The 18,549-nt window shown below is 47.8% G+C and carries 15 protein-coding genes and 1 pseudogene; 6 read left to right on the forward strand and 10 right to left on the reverse strand.

Annotated features, from left to right (window positions below; all coding sequences use genetic code 11):
* Positions 1-289: 289 nt before the first annotated feature.
* The 6 genes and pseudogenes from QT984_RS05175 to QT984_RS05200 form a co-directional block, all read right to left on the reverse strand.
* Complete coding sequence (locus QT984_RS05175) at positions 290-1,861, reverse strand: nitrate ABC transporter ATP-binding protein (RefSeq protein WP_333373416.1); 1,572 nt, start codon at positions 1,859-1,861, stop codon at positions 290-292.
* Between the two features lie 104 nt (positions 1,862-1,965).
* Positions 1,966-3,990: a nitrate ABC transporter ATP-binding protein gene (locus tag QT984_RS05180; protein ID WP_333056181.1), complete on the reverse strand. Its 2,025-nt coding sequence runs from the start codon at positions 3,988-3,990 to the stop codon at positions 1,966-1,968.
* Between the two features lie 178 nt (positions 3,991-4,168).
* The gene (gene ntrB, locus QT984_RS05185) at positions 4,169-5,038 is read right to left on the reverse strand and encodes a nitrate ABC transporter permease (protein WP_333056182.1); all 870 of its coding nucleotides are present in this window, start codon (positions 5,036-5,038) and stop codon (positions 4,169-4,171) included.
* Positions 5,039-5,194: 156 nt separating this feature from the next.
* On the reverse strand, positions 5,195-6,517 hold the full coding sequence (locus QT984_RS05190) for a CmpA/NrtA family ABC transporter substrate-binding protein (RefSeq protein WP_333056183.1): 1,323 nt from the start codon (positions 6,515-6,517) through the stop codon (positions 5,195-5,197).
* Positions 6,518-6,609: 92 nt separating this feature from the next.
* Positions 6,610-6,936, reverse strand: coding sequence for a 2Fe-2S iron-sulfur cluster-binding protein (locus tag QT984_RS05195; protein ID WP_333056200.1), 327 nt, complete (start codon positions 6,934-6,936; stop codon positions 6,610-6,612).
* Positions 6,937-6,954: 18 nt separating this feature from the next.
* Positions 6,955-8,493: pseudogene (locus QT984_RS05200) on the reverse strand (ferredoxin--nitrite reductase); the annotation flags it as partial.
* 611 nt (positions 8,494-9,104) lie between these two features.
* Between QT984_RS05200 and QT984_RS05205 the strand changes: the two are divergent.
* Entirely contained in the window at positions 9,105-9,320 is a 216-nt protein-coding gene (locus QT984_RS05205) for a hypothetical protein (protein ID WP_333056184.1), read from the forward strand.
* A gap of 617 nt (positions 9,321-9,937) precedes the next feature.
* Here the strand turns inward: QT984_RS05205 and QT984_RS05210 are convergent.
* Positions 9,938-10,276: an XDD3 family exosortase-dependent surface protein gene (locus QT984_RS05210; protein ID WP_333239285.1), complete on the reverse strand. Its 339-nt coding sequence runs from the start codon at positions 10,274-10,276 to the stop codon at positions 9,938-9,940.
* Between the two features lie 697 nt (positions 10,277-10,973).
* Between QT984_RS05210 and QT984_RS05215 the strand changes: the two genes are divergently transcribed.
* The 4 genes from QT984_RS05215 to QT984_RS05230 all read left to right on the forward strand — a co-directional run bounded on the left by QT984_RS05215 (position 10,974) and on the right by QT984_RS05230 (position 12,625).
* Positions 10,974-11,486: a dihydrofolate reductase family protein gene (locus tag QT984_RS05215; protein ID WP_333373420.1), complete on the forward strand. Its 513-nt coding sequence runs from the start codon at positions 10,974-10,976 to the stop codon at positions 11,484-11,486.
* Positions 11,487-11,581: 95 nt separating this feature from the next.
* Positions 11,582-12,001: a XisH family protein gene (locus tag QT984_RS05220; protein ID WP_333056187.1), complete on the forward strand. Its 420-nt coding sequence runs from the start codon at positions 11,582-11,584 to the stop codon at positions 11,999-12,001.
* Positions 11,989-12,324 carry a XisI protein gene (locus QT984_RS05225; RefSeq protein ID WP_333056188.1) on the forward strand — a complete coding sequence of 112 codons (336 nt, stop codon included), beginning with the start codon at positions 11,989-11,991 and terminating at the stop codon, positions 12,322-12,324. Before QT984_RS05220 ends, QT984_RS05225 begins: the two co-directional genes overlap by 13 nt.
* The gene (locus tag QT984_RS05230) at positions 12,311-12,625 is read left to right on the forward strand and encodes a hypothetical protein (protein WP_333056189.1); all 315 of its coding nucleotides are present in this window, start codon (positions 12,311-12,313) and stop codon (positions 12,623-12,625) included. The genes QT984_RS05225 and QT984_RS05230 overlap by 14 nt, the downstream gene beginning before the upstream one ends.
* Before the next feature lie 290 nt (positions 12,626-12,915).
* Here QT984_RS05230 and ileS read toward each other — a convergent pair whose 3' ends face one another.
* Positions 12,916-16,506 carry an isoleucine--tRNA ligase gene (gene ileS / locus QT984_RS05235; RefSeq protein ID WP_333373423.1) on the reverse strand — a complete coding sequence of 1,197 codons (3,591 nt, stop codon included), beginning with the start codon at positions 16,504-16,506 and terminating at the stop codon, positions 12,916-12,918.
* A 266-nt stretch (positions 16,507-16,772) separates the two neighbouring features.
* Complete coding sequence (locus QT984_RS05240; RefSeq protein WP_333056191.1) at positions 16,773-17,336, reverse strand: Uma2 family endonuclease; 564 nt, start codon at positions 17,334-17,336, stop codon at positions 16,773-16,775.
* A gap of 469 nt (positions 17,337-17,805) precedes the next feature.
* On the opposite strand from QT984_RS05240, the gene QT984_RS05245 reads away from it, so the two are divergent.
* Positions 17,806-18,066, forward strand: coding sequence for a hypothetical protein (locus QT984_RS05245; RefSeq protein WP_333373426.1), 261 nt, complete (start codon positions 17,806-17,808; stop codon positions 18,064-18,066).
* Here QT984_RS05245 and QT984_RS05250 read toward each other — a convergent pair.
* Positions 18,063-18,473, reverse strand: a complete 411-nt coding sequence (locus QT984_RS05250; protein WP_333168711.1) for an Npun_F0494 family protein — start codon at positions 18,471-18,473, stop codon at positions 18,063-18,065. The two genes, QT984_RS05245 and QT984_RS05250, sit on opposite strands and share 4 nt — an antisense overlap.
* Positions 18,474-18,549: the final 76 nt, after the last annotated feature.

Genomic DNA, 18,549 nt, shown 5'->3' on the forward strand with positions numbered 1-18,549 from the left:
ATAATGTTTTAATCATTACTAACTTACCGCAAAAATGCTTCACAGCAACGGACAATACCCTGACTTAAAATAAACCGCTATCTTCTAAAACTCGCGAGCCATCGGGTTTGTAGTCAGTGGATATTCGCTCCTAAATACCTCTCTAACAGAGGTACTCCTGCCCTAAATCTTGTCACCCCACCTAGGGGAGCGAGGAAGAATTGTTGCAGGACTCAAACAGCGCGCCGATACTACTTTTGACCTTGTTGTTGATAGCAATCTGAGATTTAGTGGGCGAGTATTATGTCGCCTATTTCTGTGTTTTAACTTCTAATACGCCTCCGTTGCTGGGGCTAAAAGTTACTTGGAATTCAGCAGTTTTTTCAGCAGCGCCTGCTGTGGCACCGGCAGGAGTTTGCAAAACCGGCAGAGGAGTTTCTTTGACGAAATCTTTAGCTGCTTTATTTGTGGGATCGAACTGTAGGATATCGCCGTTTTGTTTTACTTTGACCCGATAAGTCAAGCTTTCGGTAAATGTCGGAGTTGTTCTCCATTGTTGGTCGATTTGTGCATACAACTTCTGTCCGATCGCATCGAGTTCGGCTTGGTCAGAAATCTGTGATGTGGCAGCAGCAGCGATGGGTGCAGGACTTGCAGCAGCGATGGGTGCAGGACTAGGATTCGGTGCGATCGAACTTGCTGCGATTGGCGGGCTGGGGGGAGAACTCACAATCGCCCCGGCAGTCGGCGCCGGAGGTGCAGTTTCTGCTAGTTTCGCTTGCTTTAGCTGGCTGGAAACAACCGACATATTGACCGCAGCTAAAGTAAACATTGCGACGAACCACGAGGCTGCCAGGATGCCACGTTTGATCGACGAGGCTTCTGAGGGTTCGGCAGCGTGAGACACAAAAGGTGCAGGTGCAAGAGGCCTATCAGCAACCGCAGGCTTTTTGCTAGCAGGTAATGGCATCGGTAGCGCGACGGCTTCTGTCTCCGAGTCCGTTTCTTCACCTTCTTCGTGGTGGGCGTAGCGAGAAAACAGGAACTCCAAAGCAAAGTTACGCAGTTCGTAGTATTTCGGGTCTTCCATAATCCGCGCCCGGTTGCGGGGACGGCTGAACGGAATGTGCATATCTTCGCCGATGGAAGCTGCTGGCCCGTTGGTCATCATCACGATGCGATCGGCCAAAAACAAAGCCTCATCAATATCGTGAGTAATCATAATGACGGTAATTTTTTCCTGCCGCCAAATTTTCAGCAATTCTTCCTGCAACTCTTCCCTGGTAATCGGGTCCAGAGCTCCGAAAGGTTCGTCCAAAATCAACAGTTTGGGACGAGTTGCCAGGGCTCTGGCGATCGCCACCCGCTGTTTCATTCCCCCGGACAATTGGCCGGGTCTTTTGTTACAAGCTTCGGTCAGCCCCACTAATTCCAAGTGTTCCTTGACGATCGTATTGTGTTCGTCTGCGGACTTTTCCGGGTAAACATTTTCAACACCGAGGTGAATATTTTCTGTAGCAGTCAGCCACGGTAGCAGCGAGTAGTTTTGAAACACCACCATGCGATCGGGGCCTGGTTCAGTAATCTGCGAACCTTCCAGGGCTACTTCTCCGTTTGTCGGCCCGTTGAATCCCGCGATCATATTCAGCAAAGTTGATTTGCCACAGCCAGAGTGACCTATCAAACAAATAAATTCGCCTTCATTAATAGTCAGGTTTACACCGTCGAGAACGACGTAAGGGCCTTTAGGAGTTTCGTAGACTTTCGATACGTCTTTAATAGTAAGAAAGTCTTGCTTTGGCGTTTGAATTTTGGTTGTTTGGGGAGTTTTGAGAGTTTGCATATTTTCAGGATTTGGATTTTGGGTTGATGAATTAGACATGACAAATTTCGATTGAGAATTTGAAATTAGGGAGTTAGGAAGCGGAAAATGTGGAGTCTTGTTTCCTGATTTCTGGCTCCTCATTCCCTCTTCCTATTTGCTAGTTATGCTGGCAGTTTGATGGAACACTGACTGCCTATTTGTTCAATTAAGATTTCTTCAATGCGGACGGCGCGTTTGATTTTGACATTGTGAAGATAGTCGATCGGGTCGTCGAGATTAAACACAGTGCCGTCAAATAGCTCGATCGTCCGGCGATCTCTGGCAATATCCGGCAAACCCAATTCCCGTACTGCTTGACCGAAAACATCGGGCCGCAAAACTCGATCGACCACTTCCACCCAGTTTTTCGGGAACGGGATCAGTCCCCACCGAGCCATCTGCGCCATCACCCACACCATTTCTAGGCGGTCTGGAAAATTGGTTTTGTCAACAGAGAACTGGTTGAAATTGTAGAGCATTTCTGGTTCTGCCTCCGTACCGGAGTTGTACGGATCGATGAACCCTGGACGGATGTCTTTGGGATCGGCGCCGATGTATTGTTCTTGGCTAATCAATCCTAGGACTTCTTCGCGGTTGCGGCGATCGTCGCAGTATTCGCAGGCTTCCAAAAGCGCTTTGACGAGGGCGAGGTGGGTTTGAGGATATTTCTGAGCCCAATCTTCGCTAACACCGAGAACTTTTTCGATGTGTCCGGGCAGAATATCCAGGGAACGGGCCATAACAAAACCCGTACCACTGTTGACTGCGTGCGAGTTCCAGGGGTCGCCTGAACAGTAGCCGTCAATGTTGCCTGCTTTTAAATTTGATACCATCTGCGGGGGCGGAATCACGGTCAAGCCCACGTCGAGGTCGGGGTCGATGCCGCCGGCGGCCAGCCAGTAACGGAACAGCAGATTGTGCATGGAGGCCGAGTGTACCATGCCCAAGGTGTGAACTTTATCGGGAGTCTTGGCGATCGCAGCTTTGAAATCCTCTAATGTCCGAATGCCTTGTCTGTAAAGGTCTTTGTTGAAAACAATCGAATTGCCGTTGCGAGAGAGCGTCATGGCGCTACAGACGGGTACAGGGGCTTCACCGTCGAGGCCCAACAGCATCCCGATCGGCATTCCTGCGACCATTTGCGCCGCGTCCAGCCGTCCTTCGGCAACTCCTTTGGCGATCGCTTTCCAGCCCGGTTCGCGGCTGAGAGTAACTTCTTCCAACCCGTGGGCTTTGAAAAATCCTTTTTCTTTAGCTACTACTAAGGGGGCGCAGTCGGTGAGGGGAATAAAGCCGATGTCGAGGTTGATTTTTTCCAGGCCGTTGCGGGCGATGACAGCGGGTTGTTGTTTGGCCCGGCGCTGTTTGACCCGCTTTTGCTGGTTGAGGAAGTAAACCATTTCGTTACGCAGCGCGTAGTAACTCGGATGGTTGACAACTTCCATGCGCTTGCGGGGGCGGGGAATGTTCACTTCGAGGATTTGCCCGATTTGGGCTTCCGGGCCGTTGGTGAGCATCACAATGCGATCGCTCAGTAATAAAGCCTCATCCACATCGTGAGTTACCATCACGCTGGTGACTTTGCTTTCCTCGCAAATTTTCATCAACTGGTCTTGCAAACCGCCGCGAGTTAAGGCATCGAGGGCGCCGAAGGGTTCGTCTAGCAGCAGCAATTTCGGGCGAATCGCCAGGGCGCGGGCGATCGCAACTCTTTGTTTCATCCCCCCAGAAATTTCGCCTGGGCGTTTGTCGGCCGCGTGTCCGAGTCCGACCAATTTAATGTGGTGTTCGATCACCAACTCCCGATCTTCTTGAGAGTTACCGCTGTAAATTTCATTTACTGCTAGGGCGATATTTTCGCGCACCGTCAGCCAAGGTAGTAGCGAGTAATTTTGAAACACCACCATTCTGTCCGGGCCTGGATCGCGGACTTCCCGCCCTTCTAAAGTAATCCCGCCCTGACTTGCTTTGTCGAGGCCGGCGATGATATTTAGCAGCGTAGATTTGCCGCAGCCAGAGTGCCCAATTAAGGTGATGAATTCTCCCTTTTTAATTTTCAGTTCGATATTTTTAAGAGCGATGTATTGCTCTCCGTTGGGCAAGTTAAATACGCGGTCAACGTGGTCTACTTCAACAAATACTGACATGGCAATTTTAGGTTAGTTTGTAATTTGTATGATGCTGATTATTAATTGGGAATTGGCCAAACAGGGCATTGGGCATTAATTTACAACTCATTTCTACCAGTTTGTAGTTGGCAACCATTCCCCATTCCCCATTCGCCATGCCCGATGCCCTGTTTGGCCGATGCCCGATGCCCAAATCCTATTTTTGTTCTTCAGGAACAACTTTGGAAGCAATGAAACCAACGATTCTGTCTAAAATCAAACCGACGATTCCTACATAAAGCACTGCTATAATCACTGCGCTGAGTCGAGAACTGTTGTAAGCGTCCCAGATGAAGAAGCCGATGCCGACGCCGCCGACTAACATTTCCGCAGCTACGATCGCCAGCCAAGACAAACCGATGCCAATTCTCAAGCCAGTGAAGATGTAAGGAACAGAAGAGGGAAGCAGGATTTTCCAGAAGTATTTTTGGTTGGGGAGGCGCAAGACGCGGGCGACGTTTCTGTAGTCTTGGGGTATTTGTTGAACGCCTACTGTGGTGTTAATTAGAATCGGCCAAATTGCTGTAATTAAGATTACGAAGAGTGCAGAAACTTCGTTAGCTTTCACCCCCATGCCTTCAAAGGGATTGAACTGTTGAAATACGGCCAGGGCGATCGGCAGCCAAGCCAGGGGCGGGATAGTTCTAAATACTTGAAACAGCGGATCTAAAGCATCGAACATTAGGGAGTTTGTCCCGATCAGGATTCCTAAACTGATGCCGAGAACTGTTGCTAAAGTAAAGCCGATCGCCACCCGCTGCAAGCTAGCCAAAATTTGCCAGAACAAGCCTTTGTCTGTACCGCCGTTGTCGAAGAAAGGATTGATAATTAGATTCCAGCTTTCTTGGACTGTTTTGATGGGTCCCGGCAAGCTGGACTCTGGACTGTTGCAGAGGATTTGCCAGATTATGAGCAGAACTGCAATTGCTACCAGCGGGCGGATGATTTTCCGGCGGTTTTTCTGAACCTGATCCAGAACGAAATTTACTGGATTTTTGCTTTTAGTAACAGCGAGGTTTGTTGCCATTTTTCTTTTTCCAAGATTGTGAATAATCGATTATTTGTAGATACTTTGAAGTGTTCACCGTGTCTGGGGTGGGTTGAGTTAGGAAACCCAACTCCACTCAATTAAAAAATCGGTCAACTATCAAAAGTGAACAGTCAACTGTCAACTGTGCACTAATTATGCTTTTTTGATTGCCAAACTCTTCAGATATTCTTCTGGTTTTTCGGCGTCAAACTTCACGCCGTCAAAGAATGTTTCTACACCGCGAGAACTGCTAGTAGGAATTTGGGCTGCGGGGACGCCAAGTGTTGTCGCTGCTGCTTTCCAAATATCTTCGCGGTTAACTTTATCAACCGTTGCTTTGATATCGGTAGTTGCCGGGATATAACCCCAGCGAATATTTTCAGCTAAGAACCAAGCATCGTGACTCTTGTAGGGATAAGAAGCATTATCTGCCCAAAATTTCATTGCCACAGGGCTGGCGGCTTCAACGCGACCGGTACCGTAGTCAATTTGGCCCTTAGAGCGACTGATAATATCTGCTACTGGCACTTTTAACCACCTATCTTGAGAAATGATTTGGCACATTTCATCGTGATTTTCTGGCTTGTCGCACCACTGCTGGGCTTCCAGTACGGCCATGGTAAGTGCTTTTGCAGCTTTGGGATTTTTGTCAACCCAATCTCCTCTTAAACCTAAAGCTTTTTCAGGATGATCTTTCCACATTTCTCCAGTTATTAAGGCGGTGTATCCTACCTTTTGAGTAACTAGCTGAGCATTCCAAGGTTCGCCTACGCAAAAGGCTTCCATGCTGCCAGATTTCATGTTCGCTACCATTTGGGGCGGCGGTATGGGAATCACGGAAACATCTGTATCTGGATTAATACCGCCTGCTGCTAGCCAGTAGCGTATCCACAAATCGTGGGTGCCGCCGGGAAACGTCATAGCAATAGGAACGTTTTGATTGGCAAAAGCTGCTTTCAGCGGTGCGCTGTCTGTACCTACTTTTAAATCTAGGTATTTTTTGCTGAGCGAAATTGCCTGACCGTTAGTATTTAACCGGGCGAGAATGTACATCGGCACTGGCTGATTGCCTTTGGTAATAGTGCCTAATGTCATTTGGTAAGGCATGGGGGATAAGATGTGGGCCCCGTCAATGCCGCCTTTTTCGGAACCGAGTTCTAAGTTGTCGCGAGTAACTGGCCAAGATGCTTGTTTGGTAACTTGTACGTCTTTCATGCCGTACTTGGCAAATAACCCTTTTTCTTGGGCGATGATTAAGGGTGCTGCGTCGGTGAGGGCGATGAATCCGAGTTTGGCTGCGGTAACTTCTGGGGCGTCGGCGGGATTGATGTTGACTGCTGGGGCGGCGGTGGGCGAAGCGCCGCCGGGAGTTGCGTTAGATGTGGTGGGACTGGAACTGCAACCGTGGGCTAGGAGGGTGCCGGCTGCTGTTGCTCCAGCGGTGATGATGAATTTTCTTCTAGAAAGGTTGCTCATTTGTCTTGAATTGTTGTTGTACTTGGAGATGGTGGAAATGTGAGATGTCAGATTGATTCGCGACCTTCGCATCGCATCTGACATTATTTAGATTAGGCGTCGATCGACACTTTGCCGATCGCCCGCGCGCTGCAAGTTAAAATGAACCCTGGTTCTAAGTCAGCAGCCGCGTCTGGTTTGCTGTCGTAGACTGTTTGGCCTTCTAGGAGTTTTTGCTTGCAAGTGCCACAGCTTCCTGACCGGCAATTGCTGTCAAGTTCGACCCCGGCCCGTTCGGCAACATCGAGAATGTACTCATCTTCGCTGCAAGCAACTTCTTTGCCCGATCGAGCGAAAATGACAGTAGATGTCTGAGGTTGGGCTGCCGAGACTGCTGTTTCGCCCTCCTCAACCGTCAATTGCAGTTGCCGGTTCAGCACAGCTACATCCCCTGTAATCTCTTTAGGAACTGCCCCAAACTGCTCGACTAACAGTTGATGCAGCAGCGGTTTGAGGTCTTCGCAAGGGATGCCTTTTTGGACGCAAGCACCCAAATGAGCGTCTTTGCCAACTGTGCCTCCCATGTAAATGTCTACACCTTCGAGGGTTTTGCCGTTCTTGCGAACTTTTGTTCCCATCAAACCAATGTCTGCTACCTGGGGTTGACCGCAGGAATTGGGGCAACCCGTCCAGTGAATTCTGACCGGTTTGGGTACTGACAGTTCAGCTTCGAGTTCCTCAATCATTGCCACGGATCGGCTTTTGGTTTCGATGAGGGCGAAGTTGCAAAACTTGGCGCCGGTGCAGGAAACCAAGGCTCGTGTCAGCGGTGCGGGCTCGATGGAAAAACGCTGCAACAGGGGTTCTTTGACCAGCGATTCTATCCGCGAGTCGGGAACGTTGGGAATAATCACGTTTTCTTCCACAGTGAGCCTGAGTTCGCCGCTACCGTAAACCTCGGCAATTCTGGCCAAATCGAACAAATCCGATGCCTGCAGCCGTCCGACGGGAACGTGGAGCCCTACATAGTTGAGCCCTGATTGTTTTTGGGCGTAGATGCCGATGTGGTCGCGTTTGTCCCAGGTGATTTCATCTTTGGGCGCGGCGGCGGGCAAAGTGCGCCCTAATTCTTGTTCGACTTCGGCTCGGAATTTTTCGATTCCGAGTTCGTCAATCAGCCACATCAGCCGCGATTTTTGGCGGTTTGCTCTTGGGCCTCGATCGCGAAACACAGTTAAAATTGCTTTGCACAAATCTACAACGTCGCTGGGACTTGCCCATGCGTTGAGAGGAATTGCAGCGTCGCAGCGTTTGGCGGAGAAGAAACCGCCGACTAATACGTTAAAGCCGATGTTGCCGTCTTTGTAAGCGGGTACGAAGGCGATGTCGTTGATTTCTGCGTGGACTGAGTTGTCGCGGCAGCCTGCGATCGCAATATTAAACTTTCTCGGCAAATTTGAAAACGCGGGGTTGCCTTCGCCGTTGTTCGTAATCATGTCTTGGACTTGGTTCGCCAGTTCCCGCGTATCTATCAGTTCGTCGGCGTCCAGCCCCGCGACTGGGGAACCCGTGATGTTACGCACGTTGTCCATGCCAGACTGGATGCTGGTCATGCCCGCTTCTTTGAGGCGGCGGAAGATGTCGGGTACGTCTTCGATGCGAATTCCGCGCAATTGCAGGTTTTGTCTGGTGGTGATGTCGGCGCTACCGTCGTCGCCGTAGCGTTGGACGATTTCTGCTAGGGTTCTGGTTTGATTGCTAGTTATGATGCCGTTGGGCAAGCGCAGCCGCATCATGAATTTGCCCGGAGTTACTGGCCGAAAGAAGATGCCGAGCCATTTGAGGCGGTGCTCGCGATCGATTTCGTCCATTGCTTCCCAGCCGATTGCGGCGAAGTGGTCGAGTTCGCCTTTTAATGCTAAGCCATCTTTTTCGGCTTTGAGTTTTTCAAACTTGTTCAGGCTCGCTTGGGCTTTGGGTTCTACTGTTTGGGTCATCGGTTTACCCTCGCTGCTGGCTTGTGTGGGGAGGTATTGACTTGGAGCATAAAGTGTGTGTTTCCTGCTAACCTTAGTGACTGTATGGATTTAAAACTGTATATTTAGTTACTAGATGGAATTTCTTTTAAGCATGGTTGGTCTTCTGTAAACTTGAGCTTGACTGGGCGCTAGCTCGAACGTCGCCAAACTATTTATGGTTATAGTTGCTACCGATGATTCGGTCGATCGCTCTGTTTCGATGCACCTTTGTTATGAGCTAATGTAAAGCCCACGATTGTAAATATTCGTATCTATTTTTACAAAATATTGAGTTTTATGAATATTTCGCATAATGCCCATGCGTTTTATACATGGGAAATGGGTAAAGAGACCCCCAAAACCGAAAAATCTCTCTAAATCTTTAGATTTAGGAGGGAAAGGGGGAAATTGGAATATCTAAAATTAATTTTGTGATTGCGATCGCAGACTTAAAACGAGATCGTCACAACATTAGAGCGGTCGCTGTCACACAGTTTGCCTCAAAACATCACATTGTGTGCTATGCCAGCGTCACTATTAATTTTCCCAGAACGAGAGATGATATAAGCATCGAATTTAAGGAACGTCTCATGCTTTTAGTTCAACTTATCCCCGGCGCTATTTCCGAAATGCTTGCCTCTGTTACGGAGACGGGTTGTTTGACTTTAGCCGATCGCTACGGCTTGATGGCCGCTGTTTTGGACGACTCTCTCGACGATGAATACAGACATTCGATCAACCGCCTGCTGCGTTCTGTGATCAAGGGAAGAGTCAAGATAGTCAACGAACTGTCGGCGATATATTAACAGGATTTAAAAATTTGATTGATTCATGCAGCGCCTAAGAGTGCAGAAACCACCGAGGGAGTTAGAAGGAACCCACGATGCCTGCAGCGGATGTAGGGCCGGAAGTTGATTGGGTGTTCTAAAAACGTGCGATCGTTCTTGCCGTATGATTTTTTTTGACTATCCAATTCTCGCTTTGGGTGGCACTTACAGAAAAAGTGCTGATTCATGAGAGCCTGTTGGGTTGAACGCTGATGGTAAAATTAGTAAAATTGCTGTGCGCGATCGGCATTTGAAGAGTTTGAGGAATGAAGTCATCCCAACCAAGGTAATTATAATTATTAGACATCTCCAGCAAAGCCTGTCTTGAACAGGCAGGATGCCTGTTCCACAATAATTATTGGAGAGGTATATTGAACAGGGCTGGCGATGAAAGACAATTTATGAAAATTATTAATCAAACAATCGAATTATTAATAGAATCCGGTCTCGGCATCTACAAAATCACGCCCCATATAGCAATCCTTGCAGGAGTCATAAATTTTTTACCCCACCCCAGCCCTCCCCGAACCCAAGGGGAGGGAGTAAGAAATTCACAAATGATTTAGGATGGCTATAGCCCGCCCTCAACATACAATTTAAATGCACAACAGCTTACCAAACAAGCTGCCGTTTGCGTTAGCTGTATTGAAATTTTGACCGGAAAAATTGAAGAATAAATCGCCGTAGTTGATGTTGCCTCTTTGAGCTAGTGAGTCGGCATATCCGGCTAAACTTAGATTAGAATTGATGGCGATGAAAGCTGTATCTGATGTTTCTTTGATGGCGATGCCGTAAAATTCAAATTCCCCGCCGCCGATTTGAGCCCCTGTCACGCCGTCGTTCAAGGAATCGATCGCGTAATTCCAGCCGTTAGATAGCGTTGCTGCTGTAGCTTTTTGTTGCTGTATTGCGAAAAGGAGACAGAAACTAGCCACTGAGTAAGTCTAGTGGAGGCTGTTTTTAGCAATGGATTTCATAAAACCCTCCCTGGGAATCATTGTTAAATTGTCAAGTCTGCTCGCTCGACTGTTTTTAATTTTTAGTAAATCATACAGCAGATTCGGTGGTTGATGAAGTACAGTAGCCGCTATATTTATGTTGTGTGATTTTAATATGTAGGGTGCGGATCTGCAACCTTTTAAATAGAACTTGCAGATTGACGGGTGGCGACGCACCGATGCTTACTACAGGATTGTGTGTACTGGGAGCATCTCATATTTGTAAAAACACTTCTTCTGGCTCCTTCCTTCTTCCTCTTCCCTCTTCCCTCCTGCCTCAAAACTCCAATTTTTAGCGTGGCTGCTTTCATTGAGATGCTCCCCAGCAAGAGGGCCTCAAAACTCCAATTTTTAGCGTGGCTGCTTTCATTGAGATGCTCCCTGATGCGTAGGCCAGAAACCGGGTTTTTGTTGAGAAGACGCATGACAGTGTAGAAACCCCAAAAAACTCGGTTTCTTTGATTGTGACGCGCGGGCTAATCCCCAACCAGCGAAAAATCCTGTCACAATAAAATCAAGACTACCGAGAGACCAAGTGGGTATCGAACTCAAGCTACCGTCAGGACACTAAATCATTTAAAATTAAAGTTGGGGCGATGATCACCCCAATCATTCCCAAAACCTAGGTGTTGCCATGCGTAAAATTGTACTATTCATTGCATCTAGTCTGGACGGTTATATCGCCCGATCGAATGGCGATATTGATTGGCTGTTTACAGACCAAAATTACGGTTATAGTAAATTTTTAGATAGCATCGATACGGTTCTCATGGGTCGGAAAACTTACGAACAAGTTCTAACTTTTGGCGAGTACCCGTACCAGGAAAAAAAGAGTTATGTTTTTACGAATAATCTAGATTTTCAAGCTACTTCGGATGTCGAAGTGGTAACAAATTTCGAGAATTTTGTCAAGGATTTGCGCTTGCTTGAGGGAAAGAATATTTGGTTGGTGGGAGGTTCTCTGCTGATTCGCGATTTCCTGAATCAAAATTTTGTTGAGGAGCTAATTCTCTCGGTGCACCCGATTATTTTGGGCGAGGGAATTCCTTTATTTGTTAATCCGATAAATACTACAGCTTTGCAGTTAACTGGATGTCAGACATACAGTTCTGGCATGGTTCAGCTATCTTATGATGTCGCGACTTGAGGGCGCGCCCAATTGCTAAGTCGCTTGCAAAAATACTGTCAGTTGGTTATCAAAAAAGGTAAGATAGGAATAAGTAAGTTAGTTATCGATATATTATGTCTGCCAAAGATGTTTTTCATGAAGTTGTCAAAACAGCTTTGCAAAAAGAAGGCTGGCATATTACCCACGATCCGTTTCCGATTAGTGTGGGCGGTGTAGATATGTCGATCGATCTGGGAGCAGAAAGGCTGATTGCGGCAGAAAGGCAAGGCGAAAAAATTGCCGTTGAGGTCAAAAGTTTTTTGGCAAAATCGTCGGCAATCTCGGAATTTCACAGAGCATTGGGGCAGTTCATTAATTACCGAGCAGCACTCAAAGAAAAAGCACCCGATCGCATTTTGTACTTGGCTGTGCCGTTAATAACTTATGAAGAATTCTTTCAACTAGATTTCCCGAAAGCAAGGATCGAGGAAAATCAGGTAAAAATGATTGTTTATGATACAGCAGTTGAGGTTATTGTAGAATGGAAAAATTAATCAAATATCGGCAAATTGTGCAGCAAATGTTACTGGAGTACGGCCAGCACAAACCTGCTCACGGAGACATTGAAGTCGAGACAATTATTGATACAGAACGAGATCATTACCAAATCTTTTATGTGGGCTGGGACAAGCAGACTAGGGTGCATCATTGTAGCATTCACATTGATATCAAGGGCGGAAAAATTTGGCTTCAATGGAATGCGACTGAAGATGATATTGCTGAAAATTTAGTAATAGCCGGAGTTCCAAAAGAGGATATTGTTTGGGGATTTCAGCCGCCCTTTATGCGGAAGTATACGGGTTATGCAGTGGAATAGATCGCAGATGATGAAATGTGTTTGCTACTTTTTGTTATTAATATCTTTTTTCGGGGCCGCCCTTCCTGCTGACGCCTCTGTTTGCCGCAATTATCAAGGAAGCGAGATTTGCATTGTCGATATCAAACGCAGTGCAAAAAATTATTGGGAATACAGGGTAATTCTGAGTGTTGATGGAGTGAAACAGCCTCTGGAAGTCTACAATTGCCGCGATCGCACTACAGTTAAGAAAGATGGAACTGTTTTGACGTTTGGACAAAACAACCCTGGTGAAATCGTCTGCAGTTTTTTTAAGAAATAGCATATTTGTGACGGGCTAGAAGCCCATCCCACTCATTGTTTGATTGATTTAACTGCTTCCAAGGCTCTGCCTTGGAACCCATATAAGCGAGGCTCTGCCTCGGCTGGGAAGATGGAGGCAGAGCCTCCGGATCTGCGTTACCAGGCAGGAGCCTGGTAACGAGTAGTAATCAACTTTTCATGTTTGTTGTGGGATGGGCGTCCCGCCCGTCCTTTCTGGGCGGGCAGGACGCCCATCCCACAAGAAAAAAGGGAAATTATTTAATTCTCATTCCGCAGTACACATTTTAGTTAGAATTTGCCGTCTACTGCTGAAACGCAACGTTCGCAAATTAGCGGATGTTCGATCGACTCTCCGACGTGAGTAGAGTAGTTCCAGCAACGATCGCACTTTTGGCCGTCTGCTTTGACTACACCAATCGCCAACTCTGGAGACTGATAACTGTACGGCAATTCCTGGATGGCTGCATTCGATTCTACCAGTTCCACTTCCGAAGTAATGAACAAATAGCGCAATTCATCTACACCCTTGCCGGTCATTGTAGAATGGTGCCCTGCAGCTAGGTCAGCAGGAATTTCTGGTTTGGGTTCGATCGCAACTAATTCTGGTTGCGGGATTTGGGGTGTTTCTACAAACACTTTTTCGGCTGGGGCTGTTTGGGCGATCGCCTCTGTTTCTACAAGCACAAGCGCTGTATCTAATGCCGGTGCGAGGACGATCGCCTTTGTTTCTGCAAGCACGATCGCGGTTGTCTGGCCCAGCACATCTGCTGTCAGCAAATCAATTTGTAGTGCAATTTCTTGACGGTTGGCCGCAAACAGCAAGTGACGGAAAGCAAACCAGATTGTAAATAAGATGCCGATGACTTCAAAGAGGCCTCCCAACATCGGAATCTGATTCATCGTATCCAAAATCGCCAGCGTTACTCTGCCCGTTACTAACACAGAGGCTAACAGCCCAAGTGTTACCAGCGCTTGTTGGTATTCTGTGAAAAAGTTGCCCGCATATTCAGGCAAATTAGCCACAAACTCGGCGGCTCGATCGAAGATTTGCCCCGAATCTGAAGCCGACAGTTCAGGGACAGAATACTCTACTATCTGAGAAGGTCGATCGCTCTTTTGTGCGATCGTTTTCGGCTCAACATAAATTGTATTTTCTGTCAAGACTTTGGCAACTTTTGCCGCTTGTTCTTCCTGTTTATCTTGTGCTGCTTTTGCTTCCTCCTCTGCAGCTAACTCTATGACTGAATTTTGCGATCGCACATAATCCACCAATTCTTCGCTGCTGGGATTGAAAGCTTGCAATTGCTCTCTTTTCTCAACATCAGGAACGTACAATAAAACCTTAGCTTCCAAAGAAGAACCGATCGCCTTTTCAATCCGGGCTTTTTCCAAAACCTTGTTAACTTCGCCCCGCACTTGTCGCAAATACTGCCAGCGAGTAGCCAATTCTGGATTATGCCATGAAGCATCAATTTGCACCCAGCCTGCTTCAAACACGGACTTGTAAGGAGTCGGATAGGGAAGGTACTGCCAAATATCCTCAGCCATGTGACACAAAACAGGTGCGATCGCCCGTGCTAAATTCTCCACAGCAATGGCAATCACCGTCTGACAACTGCGACGGCGAAAGGTATCTGTCGCGCTGATGTAAAGTCTGTCTTTGGCAATATCCAAGTAAAAATTAGACAAATCCACCGTGCAGAAATTCTGCACAGTTTGGAAAAATCGGGAGAATTGGAAGCTTTCAAAAGCATCTTGGACTTCCGCAAATACTTCGCCCATTCTGTGCAGCATATAGCGGTCTAGTTCCGGCAATTCCTCGTAAGCAACGGCATCCTTTGCCGGATCGAAGTCGTGCAAATTACCCAGCAAAAACTTAGCTGTATTGCGGATTTTGCGGTAAACATCCGACTGCTGTTTGAGAATGTTTTTGCCCAAAGGCACGTCGGCGGAGTAATCTACCGAAGACACCCACAACCGCAAAACATCGGCTCCATATTCCTTAATTACGACTGCCGGATCGACGACATTACCTTCAGACTTGCTCTGCTTCCGGCCTTTTTCATCGAGCACAAAACCGTGAGTCAAAACTGTTTTGTAAGGAGCAACGCCGTTAGTTGCTACACTGGTCAGCAAGCTGGATTGAAACCAGCCCCGATGTTGGTCTGAACCTTCCAAATAAATATCAGCAGGATAGTTTAATTCCGATCGCCCTTTGGCAACTGCGGCCCAGGAAGAACCGGAGTCAAACCACACATCCATCGTGTCGGTTCCCTTGCGGTAAGTGCGGCCGTTGTTGCGGTAAGATTCCGGCAGCAATTCCTCGATCGACAATTCCCACCAAGCATCGGAACCGCGTTCGGCAAAGATGGCTTGCACGTGGGCGATCGTTTCTTCATTTAACAGCGGTTCGTTGTTTTCTTCGTCGTAGAATACGGGAATGGGAACGCCCCAAGTCCGCTGGCGAGAAATACACCAATCCGATCGATCGCCCACCATTGCAGTGATTCTATTTTCCCCTTGGGCGGGAATCCAATTCACACCGGCGATCGCTTTTAAGGCTTCATCTCGGAACCCTTCAACCGAGGCAAACCACTGTTCCGTCGCCCGAAAAATAGTCGGCTTTTTCGTGCGCCAATCGTAAGGATAAGAGTGAGCGTAACTTTCCTCTTTAATCAAACAATTTGCTTCGGCAAGGGCATCAATCACTGCGCCATTGCCATTTCCGAGGACATTTAAACCTGCGAACTGTCCCGCTTCTGCGGTGAAATTTCCGTTCTCGTCTACGGGCGTTAAAACTGGCAAACCGCAGCGTTTTCCGACGATAAAGTCTTCTTGTCCGTGGCCCGGTGCAGTGTGCACCAATCCCGTCCCGGAATCAGCGGTAATGTAGTCACCGCCGGCAACAATTGGACTTTCGCGATCGAACAGCGGGTGTTTGTAGATGCAACCTTCTAATTCTTTGCCTTTGAAGGTGGCCAGTATTTTTAATTCAGTGTTAAAAGTTGCCGACAGCCGATCGACCGCATCGACAGCTACTAACATAAATTGTTGTGCGATGTGGGAATTTGCCGGCGGTTCCACCACCGCATAAGTCAGTTCAGGATTGACGGCGATCGCCAAGTTTGCCGGAATTGTCCAGGGGGTAGTCGTCCAAATCGCCGCCCAGAGGCTTGGCATATAGCGCTTGAGCTTCGACTGCAAAGATTTTGACAATTTTCTCACATGGAAGCCGACGTAGATGCTGCGCGACGTGTGACCTTCTGGATATTCCAATTCCGCTTCGGCGAGGGCTGTTTTCGAGCTCGGACTCCAGTGAACCGGTTTAAAGCCGCGGTAGATGTAGCCTTTGAGCACCATTTGACCGAAAACGCCGATTTGAGCGGCTTCGTATTCGGGTTTTAGGGTTAAATACGGGTGTTCCCAGTCGCCCCAAACGCCGTAGCGCTGGAAGGATTCGCGCTGCTGTTCCATTGTTTGCTGCGCGAAGGTGGCGGCTTTGCGGCGGAGTTCGATCGGCGTAAGATTTAGCCGATCGTCCGATTTCATGTTTTGCAATACTTTAAGTTCGATCGGCAATCCATGACAATCCCAACCGGGCACGTAGCGGACTTTTTTGCCGCGCAACATTTGGTAGCGGTTGATAAAGTCTTTGAGGATTTTGTTGAGGGCGTGGCCGATGTGGAGTTGTCCGTTGGCGTAGGGTGGCCCGTCGTGGAGGATGAACAAATCGCCTGGGTTATTTTCCGAAAGGCGATCGTAGATTTCTTGATCGGCCCAAAATTGTTGCAATTCTGGTTCGCGCTTGGTGGCGTTGGCGCGCATATCAAACTTGGTTTTGGGCAGGTTTACCGTGTCTTTGTAAGATTTAGCTTCCATTTTTGAGAAACGTTTTATGTAGTTAGTTGTTAGTAGTTAGCGGTTATTTGAAAGATGATATCAAGTCCGGTTAAATAATCATAATTAAGTTGGTAGTGACAACTTTAGTCATCTCTCGTCATTGAAGAGCTGACAACCAGATATTTTAGTATAAGCGATCGACCGCACATTAGATCGAACCAAATCCGTAGAGCTCTCTCTCTTCTCCTCCTCTGCGCCCTCTGCGCCCTCTGCGGTTAAAAAATCCTTCATAAATCAAGGTTGCGCTACTCAGTCAGCCAACTGAACATTTCACCGACGGTGAGATTGAAGGATTCGGCAAAGGTTGGAACGGGGATGCGATCGCCCCGTTCTTCAAAAACTGCTAAAGTGCGATCGGCAAAATAGACAAATACCAGTTCTTCTTCCGGGTCAATCAACCAGCCCATCTGGGTTCCGTGGCCGAGACTGTGGAGAATGTTGCGGACGACTTTAGTTTGACTTTGGTCGGGGGAAAGAATTTCGATTGTCCAGTCGGGGGCGAGGGCGAAAGTGTTGGCTACTTCGCCGTTTTCATCGCGGGGAATGCGTTCCCAGGTAAAGACTGCAAGATTCGGTACTGTCGATCGACCACCAAAGGTACAGCGCAATTCTGAATAGGCGCGGGCGATGCGTTGGGGTTTGAGTACCCGGTTAATGTCAGCACCCAAATCGCTTTGAATTGTGCTGTGTTTTCCTTGGGGCATAGGTTTCTGGATAATCTGACCATCGATGAATTCGCTGGCGGGTTTGGTTTCCGACAGTTGGAGAAATTCATCGAGACTCAAAGGTTTAGAAGCGGTTTGAACCATTATTTTAAGTTGATTTAAGTTTAATTTGTATTAGTTAAGCGATCGGGCATTTAATTTATCAAGAAAATGGGTCTAAAACCCTGTCCTTCGCTTGACGGCTTTAAGGGGTCTAACTCGTTTGACGGCGAGTCCGACAGGGATTGAAATCCCTGTCTCATAGCGCAAGTCCTCTGCAAGAGGACTGAGGAGGTTGATTAACGTGAAATGCGAAACTCAACATCGAGTTAAATTGAGACTTGCAGTCGCTTTTATGCGAAACTCAACATCGAATTGAATTGACACTTGCAGTCCGACAGGGATTGAAATCCCTGTCTCATAGCGCAAGTCCTCTGCAAGAGGACTGAGGAGGTTGATTAACGTGCAATGCGAAACTCAACATCAAGTTAAATTGAGACTTGCAGTCGCTTTTATGCGAAACTCAACATCGAATTGAATTTAGACTTGCAGTCGGTTTTAACCGACTTTCGCTATGAGACAGGGAATTCATTCCCTGTCGGACTGTCGGACTGTCGGACTGTCGGACTGTCGGACTGTCGGACTGTCGGACTGTCGGATTGTCGGACTGTCGGATTGTCGGATTGTCGGACTGTCGGACTGTCGGATTGTCGGATTGTCGGACTGTCGGACTGTCGGAATGTCGGACTGTCGGACTGTCGGAATGTCGGACTGTCGGACTGTCGGACTGTCGGACTGTCGGACTGTCGGACTGGGACAAGCAATAAACGCTTAAAGAAATACTCCCAATCCGCGGCTAACGGCATTTCCCATACGATCGCACAACGAAGCATCCGGCACTCCCTGTCCTTCCTGTTCCCATTTTTCCACGAGTTGGCGGCCCAGGGGCGTGAGGCGAAAACTGTCGGTAATCCCTTGTCCGTCTACTTCCCGCCGCAGTACGCCGACTTGGATAAGCCACAGTAGCGAGTTTTCGGCTACGAGTTCGGATACGGGCGATCGGGTGTACCCGCTTTCGACACCGGAATTAGATGCGATCGCAGTTAGGAAAACACTGTTATCGCGGATGGTCTGGAAGAAGTGTAATTGAAAAGGGCTGCACCGGACCGCGCGATCGGCTCTTTTGACAGTGCGATCGGGATAACTAATAGATTTAAACGCTTCAGATGGAATAAAAGTCATTCAAAAAACCTCTGAACAGGTACTATATTTTTAATTGTTACAGATATCCGAGCGGGCTGATTCACCCTATCGATCC

Source organism: Microcoleus sp. Z1_B2 (assembly GCF_036700325.1).
GTDB lineage: Bacteria > Cyanobacteriota > Cyanobacteriia > Cyanobacteriales > Microcoleaceae > Microcoleus.